At 46.7% G+C, this 13106-nt stretch carries 14 protein-coding genes; 3 read left to right on the top strand and 11 right to left on the bottom strand.

The window, feature by feature from the left end:
• Positions 1-71: 71 nt before the first annotated feature.
• From T488_RS0113635 to T488_RS0113625, 3 genes are read right to left on the bottom strand one after another with little or no spacing between them, the layout of a single operon-like run.
• Entirely contained in the window at positions 72-893 is an 822-nt protein-coding gene (locus T488_RS0113635) for an MBL fold metallo-hydrolase (RefSeq protein WP_028521278.1), read from the bottom strand.
• Between the two features lie 6 nt (positions 894-899).
• The gene (locus T488_RS0113630) at positions 900-1364 is read right to left on the bottom strand and encodes a C-GCAxxG-C-C family protein (RefSeq protein WP_028521277.1); all 465 of its coding nucleotides are present in this window, start codon (positions 1362-1364) and stop codon (positions 900-902) included.
• Positions 1364-2095, bottom strand: a complete 732-nt coding sequence (locus T488_RS0113625) for a DUF134 domain-containing protein (protein WP_028521276.1) — start codon at positions 2093-2095, stop codon at positions 1364-1366. The genes T488_RS0113630 and T488_RS0113625 overlap by 1 nt, the downstream gene beginning before the upstream one ends.
• A gap of 129 nt (positions 2096-2224) precedes the next feature.
• Here T488_RS0113625 and T488_RS0113620 point away from each other — a divergent pair, with 129 nt between their 5' ends.
• The 3 genes from T488_RS0113620 to T488_RS0113610 are packed head-to-tail and all read left to right on the top strand — an operon-like array spanning position 2225 to position 3881.
• The gene (locus T488_RS0113620) at positions 2225-2782 is read left to right on the top strand and encodes a chromate transporter (RefSeq protein ID WP_028521275.1); all 558 of its coding nucleotides are present in this window, start codon (positions 2225-2227) and stop codon (positions 2780-2782) included.
• Positions 2769-3335 carry a chromate transporter gene (locus T488_RS0113615; RefSeq protein WP_028521274.1) on the top strand — a complete coding sequence of 189 codons (567 nt, stop codon included), beginning with the start codon at positions 2769-2771 and terminating at the stop codon, positions 3333-3335. The genes T488_RS0113620 and T488_RS0113615 overlap by 14 nt, the downstream gene beginning before the upstream one ends.
• 15 nt (positions 3336-3350) lie before the next feature.
• Complete coding sequence (locus T488_RS0113610; protein WP_028521273.1) at positions 3351-3881, top strand: GNAT family N-acetyltransferase; 531 nt, start codon at positions 3351-3353, stop codon at positions 3879-3881.
• Between the two features lie 217 nt (positions 3882-4098).
• On the opposite strand, the gene T488_RS20195 is transcribed toward T488_RS0113610, so the two are convergent.
• The 8 genes from T488_RS20195 to T488_RS0113570 form a co-directional block, all read right to left on the bottom strand.
• On the bottom strand, positions 4099-6321 hold the full coding sequence (locus T488_RS20195; RefSeq protein WP_242838354.1) for a dockerin type I domain-containing protein: 2223 nt from the start codon (positions 6319-6321) through the stop codon (positions 4099-4101).
• 139 nt (positions 6322-6460) lie between these two features.
• Complete coding sequence (locus T488_RS18100) at positions 6461-7525, bottom strand: recombinase family protein (RefSeq protein WP_196243325.1); 1065 nt, start codon at positions 7523-7525, stop codon at positions 6461-6463.
• Between the two features lie 728 nt (positions 7526-8253).
• Entirely contained in the window at positions 8254-8475 is a 222-nt protein-coding gene (locus tag T488_RS20310) for an ATP-binding protein (RefSeq protein ID WP_155267226.1), read from the bottom strand.
• 16 nt (positions 8476-8491) lie between these two features.
• Positions 8492-9910, bottom strand: coding sequence for a leucine-rich repeat domain-containing protein (locus T488_RS19005; protein WP_051536487.1), 1419 nt, complete (start codon positions 9908-9910; stop codon positions 8492-8494).
• A 213-nt stretch (positions 9911-10123) separates the two neighbouring features.
• Positions 10124-10735 (bottom strand): helix-turn-helix domain-containing protein, encoded by a 612-nt coding sequence (locus T488_RS0113590; protein WP_028521272.1) that lies wholly within the window; start codon positions 10733-10735, stop codon positions 10124-10126.
• Positions 10705-11391, bottom strand: coding sequence for a phosphatase PAP2 family protein (locus tag T488_RS0113585; RefSeq protein WP_028521271.1), 687 nt, complete (start codon positions 11389-11391; stop codon positions 10705-10707). The genes T488_RS0113590 and T488_RS0113585 overlap by 31 nt, the downstream gene beginning before the upstream one ends.
• Positions 11392-11587: 196 nt before the next feature.
• A complete protein-coding gene (locus tag T488_RS0113580) occupies positions 11588-12070 on the bottom strand; it encodes a hypothetical protein (protein ID WP_028521270.1) in 483 nt (160 codons plus the stop codon).
• Between the two features lie 449 nt (positions 12071-12519).
• Positions 12520-13095, bottom strand: a complete 576-nt coding sequence (locus tag T488_RS0113570; RefSeq protein WP_028521269.1) for a hypothetical protein — start codon at positions 13093-13095, stop codon at positions 12520-12522.
• Positions 13096-13106: the final 11 nt, after the last annotated feature.

Genomic DNA, 13106 nt, shown 5'->3' with positions numbered 1-13106 from the left:
TATATAATACCCCTCACCAGGCAAGGAGCATCTCGGCTTCCTACCTGATGAGGGGGATCATATTGTTGTATTCACGTTTCAGTTATTATCACTTGTTCTCCACTGTGTAGAGCTATTAGCTTCCCGCCCATGATTTGTTTCATCAGTTCAAATGCAGGTATGCCCGTGCAATGTCCGCTGTAAAAGACAGTATCAAGCTGTGAAAGTTCCTCTGCTGTCTGAATGATAACAGCTTTTTCTTCCTCGGTATGCTCGCCCTCACGCTTCATCATGTGAAATCCTGTGATAACATAGTCAGGATAGCTGTCAAACAGTTCCTTGTATCTATCAAGGATATTGAGTATGCCGTTATGAGCACAGCCGGACAGAAGCCAACGTTTGCCGTTTTGCGTGATAACAAGGCATTGCTCATGAATGAAATCATCAGGCACTTTTTCGCCTTTTCTCATACAAGACAGCTTTCTGTTCCCCTGCGGATAGCATCTCCTGCCTGTGATGCCGCTGAACAGAAACAGCTCATTGTCAAGCTGCATATCGCCGTCTATCAGCCGGACATTAGGCAATTTGAGAATATCAGTATCAATGCCGATATAGCGTTCACCGTTGTAATGCTGCTCAGCGGCTGACCTCTGCATAATGAGCTGTGCGGTACGGTTCAGCTTTGAAAAAGGCAGTATCCCTCCCGAATGGTCATAGTGACCGTGACTTAGTATCACAGTATCGACAGCAGACAGGTCTATACTGAGAGCTTCTGCATTCTTCACAACAGCGTCAGTCTGTCCTGCATCGAGCAGGAGCTTATGATTATCAGTCTCAATATAGATGCTGAGTCCATGCTCTGCGATACAGTTTTCATTACCGCAGGAATTTTCTACAAGTGTGATGATCTTCATAGACTCTTACCTCACAGGTGGATTTTCTTCAAGATAGCGGTCAAGTATCTCCGCAGCAGTTCTTACAAACTTCACGCATGGTCTGACTTTGTAGTATTGCTCAGTACGTTTTTCGGGAGTTGGTGTACTTGTTACCGCAAGTCCTTTCAAAAGATCTCGGCAGATGATCGTTTCGTGCCTCTTGCGAAATTCCTCTGCAAGATACTGTATACGCTGATAATGCGTCGCTTTCAAATTGTCATCGGATTCGATGCCCTGTCCGTAGATTATTCCTGCAACCATAAACATACCGGAACAGGTGCCGCATACCTCACGCATACGTCCCATGCCGGCACCAAACGATGATGACAGCCTTTTGGCAAGCTCCTCGTCCATGCCTGTCACATCAGAAAATGCAACAAAAACAGACTGAGCGCAGTTATATCTCTGTGTGAAAAGAGCGACTGCCTTTTCGGTATGATCGTATTTCATCAGTGGTTACCACAGCTGTGAGTGCCGCAGCCATGATCTCCGCAGGAATGACCTTCGCCGTGTTCGTGATCGTGATGATCGCATGTAGGGTTCTCATTTTGAACAAGTGTCTGTGCAAGGAATGCCTTTACAGCTTCATCGGCACTTCCCATATTACCGCCGTAAAGAGCAATGCCTGCCTCCTGCATAGCCATCTGAGCTCCGCCGCCGATACCTCCGCAGATCAGAACGTCAGCCTGTGCGTTTTTCAAGAACCCTGCAAGAGCGCCATGTCCTGCACCCATTGTTCCAACTACCTGCTCGTTGATGATCTTGCCGTCGGCAACATCGTACAGCTTGAACTGCTCTGTTCTGCCGAAATGCTGAAAGATCTGACCGTTTTCATAGGTTACTGCGATTCTCATAATTGTGCTTCCTTTCTGAGTTATCTCCTCTGAGATAGTGTTATCAAGAGTATAATTTCCGCCTGATATGACGATGCGTCTGCCCTCGACCAGTGCAGCAGCGAGCTTTTTTCTTGCGGTATCATAGATAGCCGTGACAGTTGTCCTCGCCACGTTCATCTCCTGAGCACACTGTTCCTGCGTCTTTGACTGATAATCTATAAGACGTATCGTTTCAAACTCGTCAAGCGACATAACGACCGTATCGTTTGCTGTATCCTGATCGGGTGCAAAGCTCCAGTAATCGGGGTAACAACAGATACGGCGTGATTTTTGTGGTCTTGGCATAACAGCATCTCCTTTCTGACTTATGTCGATTATAACATATTTATCGACTTATGTCAAGTATATTCTTGGCATATTCAGATATTGACGGATATTACTTCATTTGGTATAATTTTCTGTGGGAGTGATATTGTGAATAAGAATCTTGAATTATTCCTGACCTTTATGAAGATCGGAGCATTTACATTTGGCGGCGGTTATGCGATGATACCGCTCATACAGCGCGAGGTCTGTGATAATAAGCATTGGCTGAATGAGGATGATATACTTGAAGTTGTTGCGATAGCAGAATCAACACCGGGTCCGGTTGCGATCAACGCTGCTACCTTTGTCGGCAGCCGTACCGCCGGAACACTCGGTGCTGTCTGCGCAACGCTGGGTGTTGTTCTTCCGTCGTTCCTTATTATCTCGCTTATTTCTTTTATCCTGAAATCCTTTCAGGAGTCAAAAGCTGTGCAGTATGCCTTTATGGGGATCCGTGCAGGCGTTCTCGCTCTGATACTCAAAGCAGTATATACCATGTTCATGGCAACGAAGAAGCACGCTGTTTCCTATGTTATCATGGCAGCGGCATTGGTGCTGACAGCTTTTCTGAAAATTGATGCAGTGTTCGTGATCATTGGCTGTGCAATATTCGGGCTTATATGGTCGCTGATATTCAGAAAGGAGCAGAGCGATGATATGGATTGAGCTGTTTCTGACCTTCCTGAAGATCGGTGCGTTTACGTTCGGCGGCGGTTATGCAATGCTTCCTCTGATACAGAGCGAAGTCGAGCGTCACGGCTGGCTTACGCAGGCGGAGGTCGTGGATTTCATTGCTGTAAGTGAAAGCACACCTGGGCCGCTGGCGATCAATATGGCTACATTCGTCGGTATCCGTACTGGCGGTGTGATCGGGGCTGTATGTGCAACCCTCGGAGTAGTTCTGCCGTCCTTTGTGATTATCCTGATCGTAGCGAAGTTTTATGAAAAGTTCCGCAAGAGCCGTGCTGTTGACGGTGTGATGTACGGTCTGCGTCCTGCTGTGATAGGGCTTATCGGTGCAGCATTCCTGTCTGTGGGAATGACGGTTTTCTTTCCAAACGGTTTACAGACCACTGTTTTTTCAGGTGCTGGCTTTTGGTTATCACTTGCAATATTCGTTATTGGTGCAGTGCTTGCTTTCAAGAAACTGCACCCGATAGCGATCATAGGCATTTCTGCTGTTATCGGCATAGTGGCAGGATATGGATTCGGATTGTAAAAAAGGAGAATGAATATGACAGAAGTACAGCTTATTCCGCTTGAAACGTCTGACAGAGAGCAGTTTATAAAGGACAATCAGGAAGCCTTCAACTATGGTGCTATGGAGGAATTCGGCTGCCGTGATGAACATTTTGAGGATGACGGGCAAATCATTTCACGCGAGACGATTGAGCAGTCTATCGACAGCGGCGAAGCATATAGGATCCTGTCTGACGGAAAAATTGTGGGAGGCGCAGTTATAAAAGTAGACGGCACTCATGGTGACCTTGAACTCCTATTTACAAAACCGGGTGTTCACAGTAAAGGAATAGGCTATGCCGCATGGTGCGCAATTGAAAATCTGCATCCGGAAGTTTCTGTGTGGGAGACAATAACACCTTATTTTGAAACAAGAAATATTCACTTTTATGTCAATCGCTGCGGATTCCATATCGTAGAATATCTTAATAAACATCATCCCGGAGATATGCCTTTGGAGGAATTTGAGTGTGTCGATCCTCAGTTTCCTGCTGGAATGTTCAGGTTTGAAAAACAGATGAAATAAAAACAGCCTCGCACCACTGAATCATTCCCTCGACGAATTCTTAAATATGCTTCTTGACAAAGATGACGGAACATACAGTGTTTCTGATATCATTGATCGGTTTGAAGAGGGCGATATCAAAGTAAACATATAAAGAACATACAGTATTTGAAGAATAAATACCCCCTCACCAAGCACTTTGACTCGCTACCTGATGAGGGGGATTAAATTATAATATTTATTTCACGTTGAATGTATTGACTTCAGCACCGCCCCATTCAACGACTGTGAAGCCATTTCTTTCAAAGGTCTCAAGCTGCTGAGGCTCGATTGCCACAGCATTTTCAAGCGGAACATACGCCATAAAGACACGGCACTCACTATCGGGTGTTGGAGTGATCTTCAGCTTCGCGGAATTTGTATAGGCATCGCCCTGGAAGGATATGAGGTTATACGCATTATGTTCCATAAGAGGCAGCCAGTAAACGATAAACTCGTTCATTTCCTGTTCGTTCAAGCCCATATATGTGAGCTTTTCTTTGAGGAATGACTCGGTATCACTGCCTGCAACACAGAAGCCCTTGGAGAAATCGAAGCGTGTACGGCAGTTTACTGCGTCCCAGAAGAGATACTTATGATGTGAACCGTCCGCTTTATTCAGGAGCATTCCATCCGGATATGCCGTCACGTCCCAGCCGTTATCATACTTCGGATAGGTAGTGTTCAGCTCAGATTCCGTCAGCTCAAGCTCCACATGGACATCAGTTTCCTGCTCAGGATAAATGTAGATGACAGGCTTTTTGGTAGCCTCTTCAAAATAGATCACCATTTTGTCGTCTGCCCCAAGCGTGTTGATCCAGCCACACTGTCCGTTGTATTCGGTAAACAGCCATGTGCTGTTGCCGTTCATCGCACCGGTTTCGATCAGGCGTGTATCTGCCGGAATGGAAGCGATGACATCATAGCTTTCATCAGGGCCAGAATACAGCTTCAGCCCATCCTTCAGAACATAAAAAGGTACGCCCCACTCAAACCGCTCATCCGGTTCTACATAAGAAACCTGACTTGTTTGATATTTTTCAAGCAAAACTCTCAGCTTACTCAGAATGCTCGGATATTTGTCGGAAACGGCTTTCTTTTGAGAACCATCAGCATAATCGAGCGTTATTGAAAAACTTATTTCGCTCCATTGTCTCGGTGCTGACACAACATCAAGATAACTTCCATATGCCTCAGACATTATTTCGTTATATTCATCTTCTGAGATCTGTATGATCTGCGGCTCTGCATCCCGATTCTCTGTATAATCGGCGAAAGACAGAATCTTTTTTTCGCCTTCCTGATAAACCCTATATACTATTTGTGCTCCTGCAACTCCGCCTGCTTCTGTAACGCTGAGCTCGGCAGGCATTTTTAACGCCTGGATAAGCTCTCTCTTCATCAAGCATAAATCAAACACATTCAGAACATTATCATTGCAGAAATCAACTGCTTTCCAGTTGGCAAGATGCGTGTCCGGCACGGCAAGCAGCCATTTCTGTAACAGTACGACATCAGCAACATTGAATTCTCCGTCATTGTTCACATCGCCCATCCGATAAGGCTGTATATCCGGTTCAAATCTGTATCGGAAAACGCCGTTTTCCACGATCAGGTCATATTCCTCTTTCTCATTTGCAGTAATTGTAACTTCACCGTCGCTGCGGGCAGATACAACGTAAAGTGTCAGTATGTCATCCGCATCGAAAGCACTTGTAGTTCCCATTGTCATGCTGTGCCCGGCAACGGTCTTATCTGAAGTCGCTACAGTTTTAGAATGCGTTTCCTTGCTGTAAGGATAGCTCAGACAGAACAGCGATTGCACCGTTCTGTTTTCAAAAACAGTCGTAAAGTATCTGTCGTTTCCTGTTTCAACATTCGGGAGCATTCCGTTCACAAAAGAATAAAAGTCGCCGTCTGTTACACATGAGGACAGGTCATACACTGTTTCGTCGGGATGATACAGATTCTGACAGGTGACGGTCGCTTCTCCGTTTTTCACATCCACAATATAGCTGAAATAGCGCTTATACTGCACATCTGCTACAATATCTTCATACGCAACAGAATCAAGTGTCGTTTCTTCGAGCGTGACAACATACCTGCCGCTCTCCTTCGGCGTGAATACATATCCGTAATTCACATCCTGAACTGTAAACTGATTCTCGGAACAAACAATGAGCGCAGGATTGCTCAGAAAGCTGTGTGCCATAAAGTATACCGAGTTATCCTGCATCCTGAAATAATCCGGATACTCTTCAACGAGTGCGAAGTAATCGTCAGCCATTTTCGGATAAGTGTATTCCTCCGCTGAAACAGGCAGCGGAACAGAAAATGCCAGAGCCAGAGCCGATAAAACAGCACATATACGTTTTTTCATGGTATTACCACCTTTTCTCAGTGTGGATACATTGTCGGTCATTCAGTTTTATAGTGAGCGGCTTATTGCTGCTTATCTTCATTATAGCATGGTATATGTAGAAATGCAAGGGTTAAACGAAAAAGGCTGCTGATACCGTGTGAACAATATCACGCGATACCAGCAGCCCTTATTATTATATTCACTTTTCCACGCTGACCGTCACACCGGACTTGAACCGGAACTCCAGATAGTCATCGTACACAGTCACTTTTTCAAGCAGCTTCTTTACGAGACTGCCATCAAAAGCGGTAATCTCGCACTTCTGCCGCTCAATAAACCGCTGAAGCTGTCTTATCCGCTTCTTGTGTTCCGACTTTGCTGTGCCGTCCATATCCGCTTGTGCCTGAAGCTCACGCAGTCGGAGGATTTCCTCGGTAATGTCATCATAATTCTCACGGCGCTCTGTACGGTCGATTAGCTCCTGCTGAAGTTCGGACATCTTTGCCGCCAGTGCGGCGGCACTTTCCGGATTCGCCGCATTGATTGCGGCTTCAAGGTTCACCTTCAGCCGTTCCAGATAAGTGTCACTGTTGCCGACTATTTCATTGAGTGCGTCGAGAAATGCTTCAATCAGTATCTCCTCGTTGATTGTTCTTGCATGGCACTCGTCTTTATGCTCCAGCCTTGTCAGACACCGCCACACGACTGACTTCTTGCCGCAGTTGTTCCAATGGATTCTGCGGAACTCCTCGCCGCATTCAGCGCAGAATACGATTTTTGAGAACGGATGGTTTGCACTGAAGCTCTTCCGTCTTCCGAAGTAAGCGTTCTGTTCACTGCGCCGTGCCATTTCCTCCTGCGCCATGAGGAAAATCTCCTTCGGAATGATCGGCTCATGGTCGTCCTCAATGTAGTACTGCGGCAGGATTCCGTTGTTTTTACCACGCTTCTTGTTCAGGAAATCAATGGTGTAGGTCTTTTGCAGAAGTGCATCACCCATATACTTTTCGTTTTCAAGAATCTTACGAATCGAGGTATCGTGCCATTTTGCCTTCCCACGGGAGGTCAGGATTCCGTCACGCTCTAAGCCCTGCGCGATCTTCTTGCAGCTTTTCCCTTCAAGGTATTCTCTGAAAATGCGTTTGACAATCTCCGCCTGTTCCGGGTTGATGATCAGGTGACCGTCCTCATCCTTGTCGTAGCTGAGGAAACAGCGGGCGTTTACCATCACTTTACCCTGCTGGAATCGGTAATGAATACCCATTTTCGTATTTTTGCTGAGGGATTCGGATTCCTGCTGCGCCAGTGACGCCATGATCGTCAGGAGGACTTCCCCCTAGTATCCATCGTATTGATAGATTCCTTTTCAAAGTAAACAGGGATATTCATCCTCTATCCCCTTGCTTTTTCCTGTGAATCATGCTATACTATAGTCAGCAGTCTTTGGCATTCTCATAGTGCCATTTCAAAGTGTCACTTTGGAGTCTTATGTAACGGTATCCGACCTATTTCCAAGAACGCAGAAAAGCCTTTGACCTTTTTCCGAGAACATATAAGCCGATGATTTTTCGGTTATGACATCATTTCGAGGATTTCGAGGCACGTTGAGTGCGTAGTATTGATGTCAAGGAAAAAATAGAGAGCATAAGAAAAGTGCCGAAAATTCGGCACTTTTTCTCTTATGTAAAAATGATGGGATTATCGTGGAGTGGATTTTTTCTGTTCTTGGGAATAAGTCCAGTGTCTCCCGGAGATACAGTGCGCTTTGACTTACTAAAAGCACCCGACCTTATGTAGTTGGAGGGAAGAAATCCACCACTCATCTTCTGACAATCAGGTCGCCGGGGGCACATTTGTGTATGCCGCTCGGACTGCCACAGCTGCACGGGCATTTTGCCCACCCTCGCCGGGGACTGCCCACGGGCACTGCCCGGCAGGAAATGAGCCCGCCCGAGTATACAATCAGGCGGGCTCTTGCTAACAGATATGGTGCTATTTATATTCATATTTGCGGATGATCTTCCTGTATAAAGTCAAGTGAAACATACAATTTTCCGTCAGAAAATATACAAGCCGTTCGACACAAAGGATAAAAAGATAATGCGTGATGAATTTCCGGTGCGAGAGGCAGTATGACTCACCGGTCATATTGATGATCTCGCAGTGATAGATCCGTCTGTCCAGAATCGCGATGGTGATCGCTTCATCATCCATGAAGTCGATCCATTCATCAAAGCCTTTGTTGGAGGCTACGATATTTCTTATAGTTCATCAGCAGCATAAAAATTTCCTGCTGCCCGTTTTCCTGAGCAAGTTTGATGCATTTGTCAATATTCTTCTCATTGAAAAATGCGTCCGACTGCGTGAGCTCCGCGATCAAGCGCGTATCGCCCGCGGGAATGCATGACTCCATCATTTCAGTCAGATGTACTCTAATATATACAGCAAGCCGTTCATCATGCGTACGCAGATAATCTGCCGCCAGAACCGGATATTTCACCGCAGTCTTTGCCTTGCCGCTGTAATCAAAGGTTCTGTGCATTTCAAAGACCTTCTGTATCTCATCGGACAGATTTTTCACTGCGCTGTAATCCCTGTAAAATTTCGTGTCATCCGGATGCAGACGAATCACGCAGAGTACACTGCATCTGCCCAATGCGCCGTAGCCAATGTCTGTCACGCTGTCCGGTATGACGATTTCTCTAAGGCTGCCGCATTCAGAAAATGCGCCTTTGCCGATGCTTGTTACACGCTCCGGAAGCGTGATTTCTTTAAGGCTGCTGCACCGGTAAAATGCATGTTTATCAATGCTTGTTACGCTCTCCGGAATCGTGATATCTGTCAGACCGGTGCATTCAGAAAACGCACTGTCGCCAATGCACATCACTCCCTTCGGAATCGTAACCTCGCCGGAACAGGTTTTTCCGTCAATCAGAATATGGTTCACGGTCACAAGCGGATTTTCGTTCCGTTTCTGTTTCAGCCAATTTGTATCTCTGAATGCATTTTTTCCAATGCTTGTTACGCTCTCCGAAATATTGATGTTTGTCAGATTTGTGCATTCAGAAAATGCATACTCACCGATTTTCGTTACCCCGTCCGGAAGTACGATTTCTCTCGGGCTGCTGCATCCACAGTATGCATATTCACCGATGCTAGTCACGCCGTGAGGAATCGTGATGTTCGTCAGGCTGTGGCAATGATAAAATGCCCGCTCACCGATACCCGTTACGCTGTCCGGAAGTGTGATTCTTATCAGGCTGTAGCATTCATAGAATAAACCGCCGCTGATGCTTTTCACACTGTCGGGAATGACGAGTTCCGTCAGGGAGCATCTGCCAAATGCATTTTTGCCGATGTCTGTTACGCTGCCCGGAAGCATAATATCTCTGAGACTGCTGCATTGCCAGAATGCATATTCACCGATGCCTGTCACGCCGTCCGGAAGCGTGATGCTTGTCAGGCGGCAGCACCACTGAAATGCATGCTTGCCAATTTCCGTCACGCCGTCCGGAATGACGATTTTCGTAAGATGTTTGCAGTCATAAAATGCCTTGTCACCGATGCGCTTCACACCCTCCGGAATCGTGACCTCGGTGTCATTTCCCGTATACTTCACCAGCACGCCGTTTTTGATTTCAAATTCCATTTTGCTCCCCCCTTCTGAATATGTTTATTATACAGAAAACAGAACCGAATGTCAATCTCTTGGGGATACAAACTTCATAATTTACGTTCGGCTGCTGTTTGCGCTTGCTTTTTCAGCCGGGCAATGCCTGTTGGCAGTCACCGGCGCGGGTGGGCAAATACTTCGTGCAGCTGCGGCAGTCTGAGCGGCATACACAACATTCAATGGGCGGTTCTAAAGACTGTGCGACTTGACTGCCAATATCCCCTTGATAACAAGCATCAAGAACACGATCGTCACAGCATACGGCAGCCTTGCTGCTGTCAGGAACAGCACAGCGATGATGCTCAGAACAAAAGAAAGGGCCGTCAGGGCGGAGTGTCCCTTTTCAATATGCCTGTAATGCATCAGAACCTTGACTGCACCTGCTGCGATGAGCAGGAGCATCAAGACCCAGCAAACACATGCGAACGGAAAGGCAATTTGCGTATACCGCAGTAAACTGACAGCCGTAAATGTACCGCCCAACTTTTCCGGGTAAAGCGGCAGGAGCAGCATCATCAGCGACATGATGTCGGTGCAGCCTGTCAACAGGTCGAGCAGATTGGAAATATTTTTACGGTTATCGTCCTGTGCAGCGGTTATGAGTTCCTCCGAGGACAATAGCTCGTCGATCGTGACCGAGAAATATTTCGAGATCTCTTTTAGTGAGTCGATGCTTGGATAGCCCTTACCTGACTCCCATTTTGAGATTGCCGTGCGTGACACGAAAAGTGCCTGAGCAAGCTCTTCCTGCGTCAGCTCCTTCTGCTTTCTCAAGGCTTGTAATTTTTCGCTGAATTCCATTTGTGTTCCTCCGTCAGTCTGACAGTGCCGTGATACAGCAGATACAGCCCTGCACTCAGCAGCAATGCGCCGATAATATCCGTCAGCCAGTGTACGCCCGATATCGTCCGTCCCACGACCATAAAGAGTGTGAAAGCAGCGGTGCAGAGATATACGGTATTTCTCACACCACATTTCTGCACTCTTCGCCGCACCTGAAAGGCAAGCGTCGGCATTACACTGACCACTAGTAACGTCGTTGAGGACGGATACGATGCTTCCATCCGCCCCTCAATGGGGATAGGGCGGTAGTTGATCGGTATCATCTCAAAGATCAGATAGCCTGCGATCACGAGGATATAATATATCCCAAGCAGCATGATATCACTGTCCACCTTGAAAAGATTTTTTCTTCTGACAAGCTGAACAAGACCAATCACACCGAATCCCATACAGACAGCGATTGGCACCAGTCCCAGCCAGTCAGTGACCGTATAGATCGTCATATGAACGCCTGTAAGCCTGTGGAACCACTGATTCAGTACGGCAAAGCCGATATTCGTTCCGTTCTGTCCGACAGACTGCACGTCCACCGTCTGTATCAGCATCGTCCAGATGACGAATGCCGCCATCGTCCCTAAGCCAGCAAGCAGCAATTTTCTTCCATTCTTTTCCATAGCATCATATCCTTTCGTTCATTGCCTTTCGGCCGATCTCAGGATACCATGGAACTGCGAAAATGTAAAGAACCGCTGCGTCACACCGACGACACGGAGCGTGTCATTGGCGAAATACAGGCGTTTTTGACGGTCTGATGGCACTCGATCCTATGGTTTATTTATTGCCTTTTCATCACTTGGGGAGCCTTTGTATTTATTCAGTTATATTTTCGATAGCTCCTCTTATTCGCTTTATCGAGATAAACGCACTGCTGTCGTAGAGATTTTCATTCTTTGGTAGCATACTGACAATTGTTTCAAGAACCCGGTCGCCATAAATATATCCTAGTTTTCCGCTTGTTTTCTCAATGGAGCCGTCCTCTCTATATGCTTCTAATTCCCACGCAACTCCATCACATGCGTGGACATCTAGTGAAGGATCTCTCCAAGGATCGATCTTTATAGCTTCACAAAGTTTTGAAAAGTCATCTGATTCCATGGCGCCGGCAACTTTCTTCTCTACTAGCTTCGGAAGAAAGCTCTCTTCAATTTCTGCGTCCTCTAAAGATGGATTGAATGCGGAGATAATGTCATAGGAAGCGTCATGATATATAAGCCATGTGACTGTATTCCAATCTCCTGGTCCCGCAAGACCCCAGTTATGTTCTACGGCTTTAAGAAATAATGTTTTTTTCATTGAAATCCACCTCACAGATATTCTGAAACCACGCTTTCCAACAGTTCGCACAGGTCATCGTCCATGTAAGAATAGTCATGTCATCATCTAACGGCCATTCTATCCCGTGCTGTGCGGCAAGATCCAGGACATTCTTCACCGTGTGATGTGAATGACAGACACTTGCTGCGATCTGTCTCACGCTATAGTACTGCTGACTGAGTCTGAGAATCTCTTTATAGTCTACCATGTGATAGACCTACTTGATATGTAGTCACGTCATTGACGTGCCATACCAAGTATATCATAATTTGCCGGGCAGTGCCCGTGGGAAGCCACCGGCGAGGGTGGGCAAAACGCCCGTGCAGCTGTGGCAGTCCGAGCGTCATATACATCTCTCGGAAATACAGTGCGCTTTGACTTACTAAAAGCACCCGACCTTATGTAGTTGGAGGGAAGAAATCCACCACTCATCTTCTGACAATCAGGTCGCCGGGGGCACATTCAATGCCTTTACCGCTGAATTGCAGCACACACTGTGTCCCGCCGATACCCTGCACAGTGTTGTTTCCGAAGCTGGCACTGATGCTTCCGATTTTCAATACATTCTTCAATTCCAGATCAAATGCATTGCCGCCATGCTTCAGCTGAACCTGATCCGCCGGATCAAAATATCCGTAAATCACCCTGCCGGTCGCATAATAGATCGTGGGCTTCAAAAATCCGCCCTTTTCCGTCTGCACCTGATCCACCGCAAATACGGCATTTGCATTCTGATAATTCGCACGCAGTTTCTCCGTATAAGCTGTCACATTCTGCATTTTCTGTTTTGCTTCCGCGAGGTTCAGCTTCTGCATCGTGTCATTCCGGAGCTTTATGATTCCGTTGCTGTCTACTGAGACTATTAGCGGAAGCATCACACGCAGTCTGCGGATGCATTTGCTGCAGACCTGATTGCCGTCGCTGAGTGTGCAGATACCTTCCGGTGAAAGCAGCGCACGTCCGCACAGCGCACAGAATCCGCGTTCGATCGTTTTTTTTGCCATATACTGCACTC

Origin of the sequence: Ruminococcus flavefaciens ND2009 (assembly GCF_000621785.1) — a bacterium.
Taxonomy (GTDB): Bacteria; Bacillota; Clostridia; order Oscillospirales; family Ruminococcaceae; genus Ruminococcus; species Ruminococcus flavefaciens_C.
This window is presented reverse-complemented; position numbering and strand designations above follow the sequence as displayed.

Coding starts and splice junctions, on each gene's coding strand:
- T488_RS0113635 (WP_028521278.1), bottom strand. CDS start 893: ATGAAGATCATCACACTTGTAGAAAATTCCTGCGGTAATGAAAACTGT.
- T488_RS0113630 (WP_028521277.1), bottom strand. CDS start 1,364: ATGAAATACGATCATACCGAAAAGGCAGTCGCTCTTTTCACACAGAGA.
- T488_RS0113625 (WP_028521276.1), bottom strand. CDS start 2,095: ATGCCAAGACCACAAAAATCACGCCGTATCTGTTGTTACCCCGATTAC.
- T488_RS0113615 (WP_028521274.1), top strand. CDS start 2,769: ATGATATGGATTGAGCTGTTTCTGACCTTCCTGAAGATCGGTGCGTTT.
- T488_RS0113610 (WP_028521273.1), top strand. CDS start 3,351: ATGACAGAAGTACAGCTTATTCCGCTTGAAACGTCTGACAGAGAGCAG.
- T488_RS20195 (WP_242838354.1), bottom strand. CDS start 6,321: ATGACCGACAATGTATCCACACTGAGAAAAGGTGGTAATACCATGAAA.
- T488_RS18100 (WP_196243325.1), bottom strand. CDS start 7,525: ATGGGTATTCATTACCGATTCCAGCAGGGTAAAGTGATGGTAAACGCC.
- T488_RS20310 (WP_155267226.1), bottom strand. CDS start 8,475: ATGGATGATGAAGCGATCACCATCGCGATTCTGGACAGACGGATCTAT.
- T488_RS19005 (WP_051536487.1), bottom strand. CDS start 9,910: ATGGAATTTGAAATCAAAAACGGCGTGCTGGTGAAGTATACGGGAAAT.
- T488_RS0113590 (WP_028521272.1), bottom strand. CDS start 10,735: ATGGAATTCAGCGAAAAATTACAAGCCTTGAGAAAGCAGAAGGAGCTG.
- T488_RS0113585 (WP_028521271.1), bottom strand. CDS start 11,391: ATGGAAAAGAATGGAAGAAAATTGCTGCTTGCTGGCTTAGGGACGATG.
- T488_RS0113580 (WP_028521270.1), bottom strand. CDS start 12,070: ATGAAAAAAACATTATTTCTTAAAGCCGTAGAACATAACTGGGGTCTT.
- T488_RS0113570 (WP_028521269.1), bottom strand. CDS start 13,095: ATGGCAAAAAAAACGATCGAACGCGGATTCTGTGCGCTGTGCGGACGT.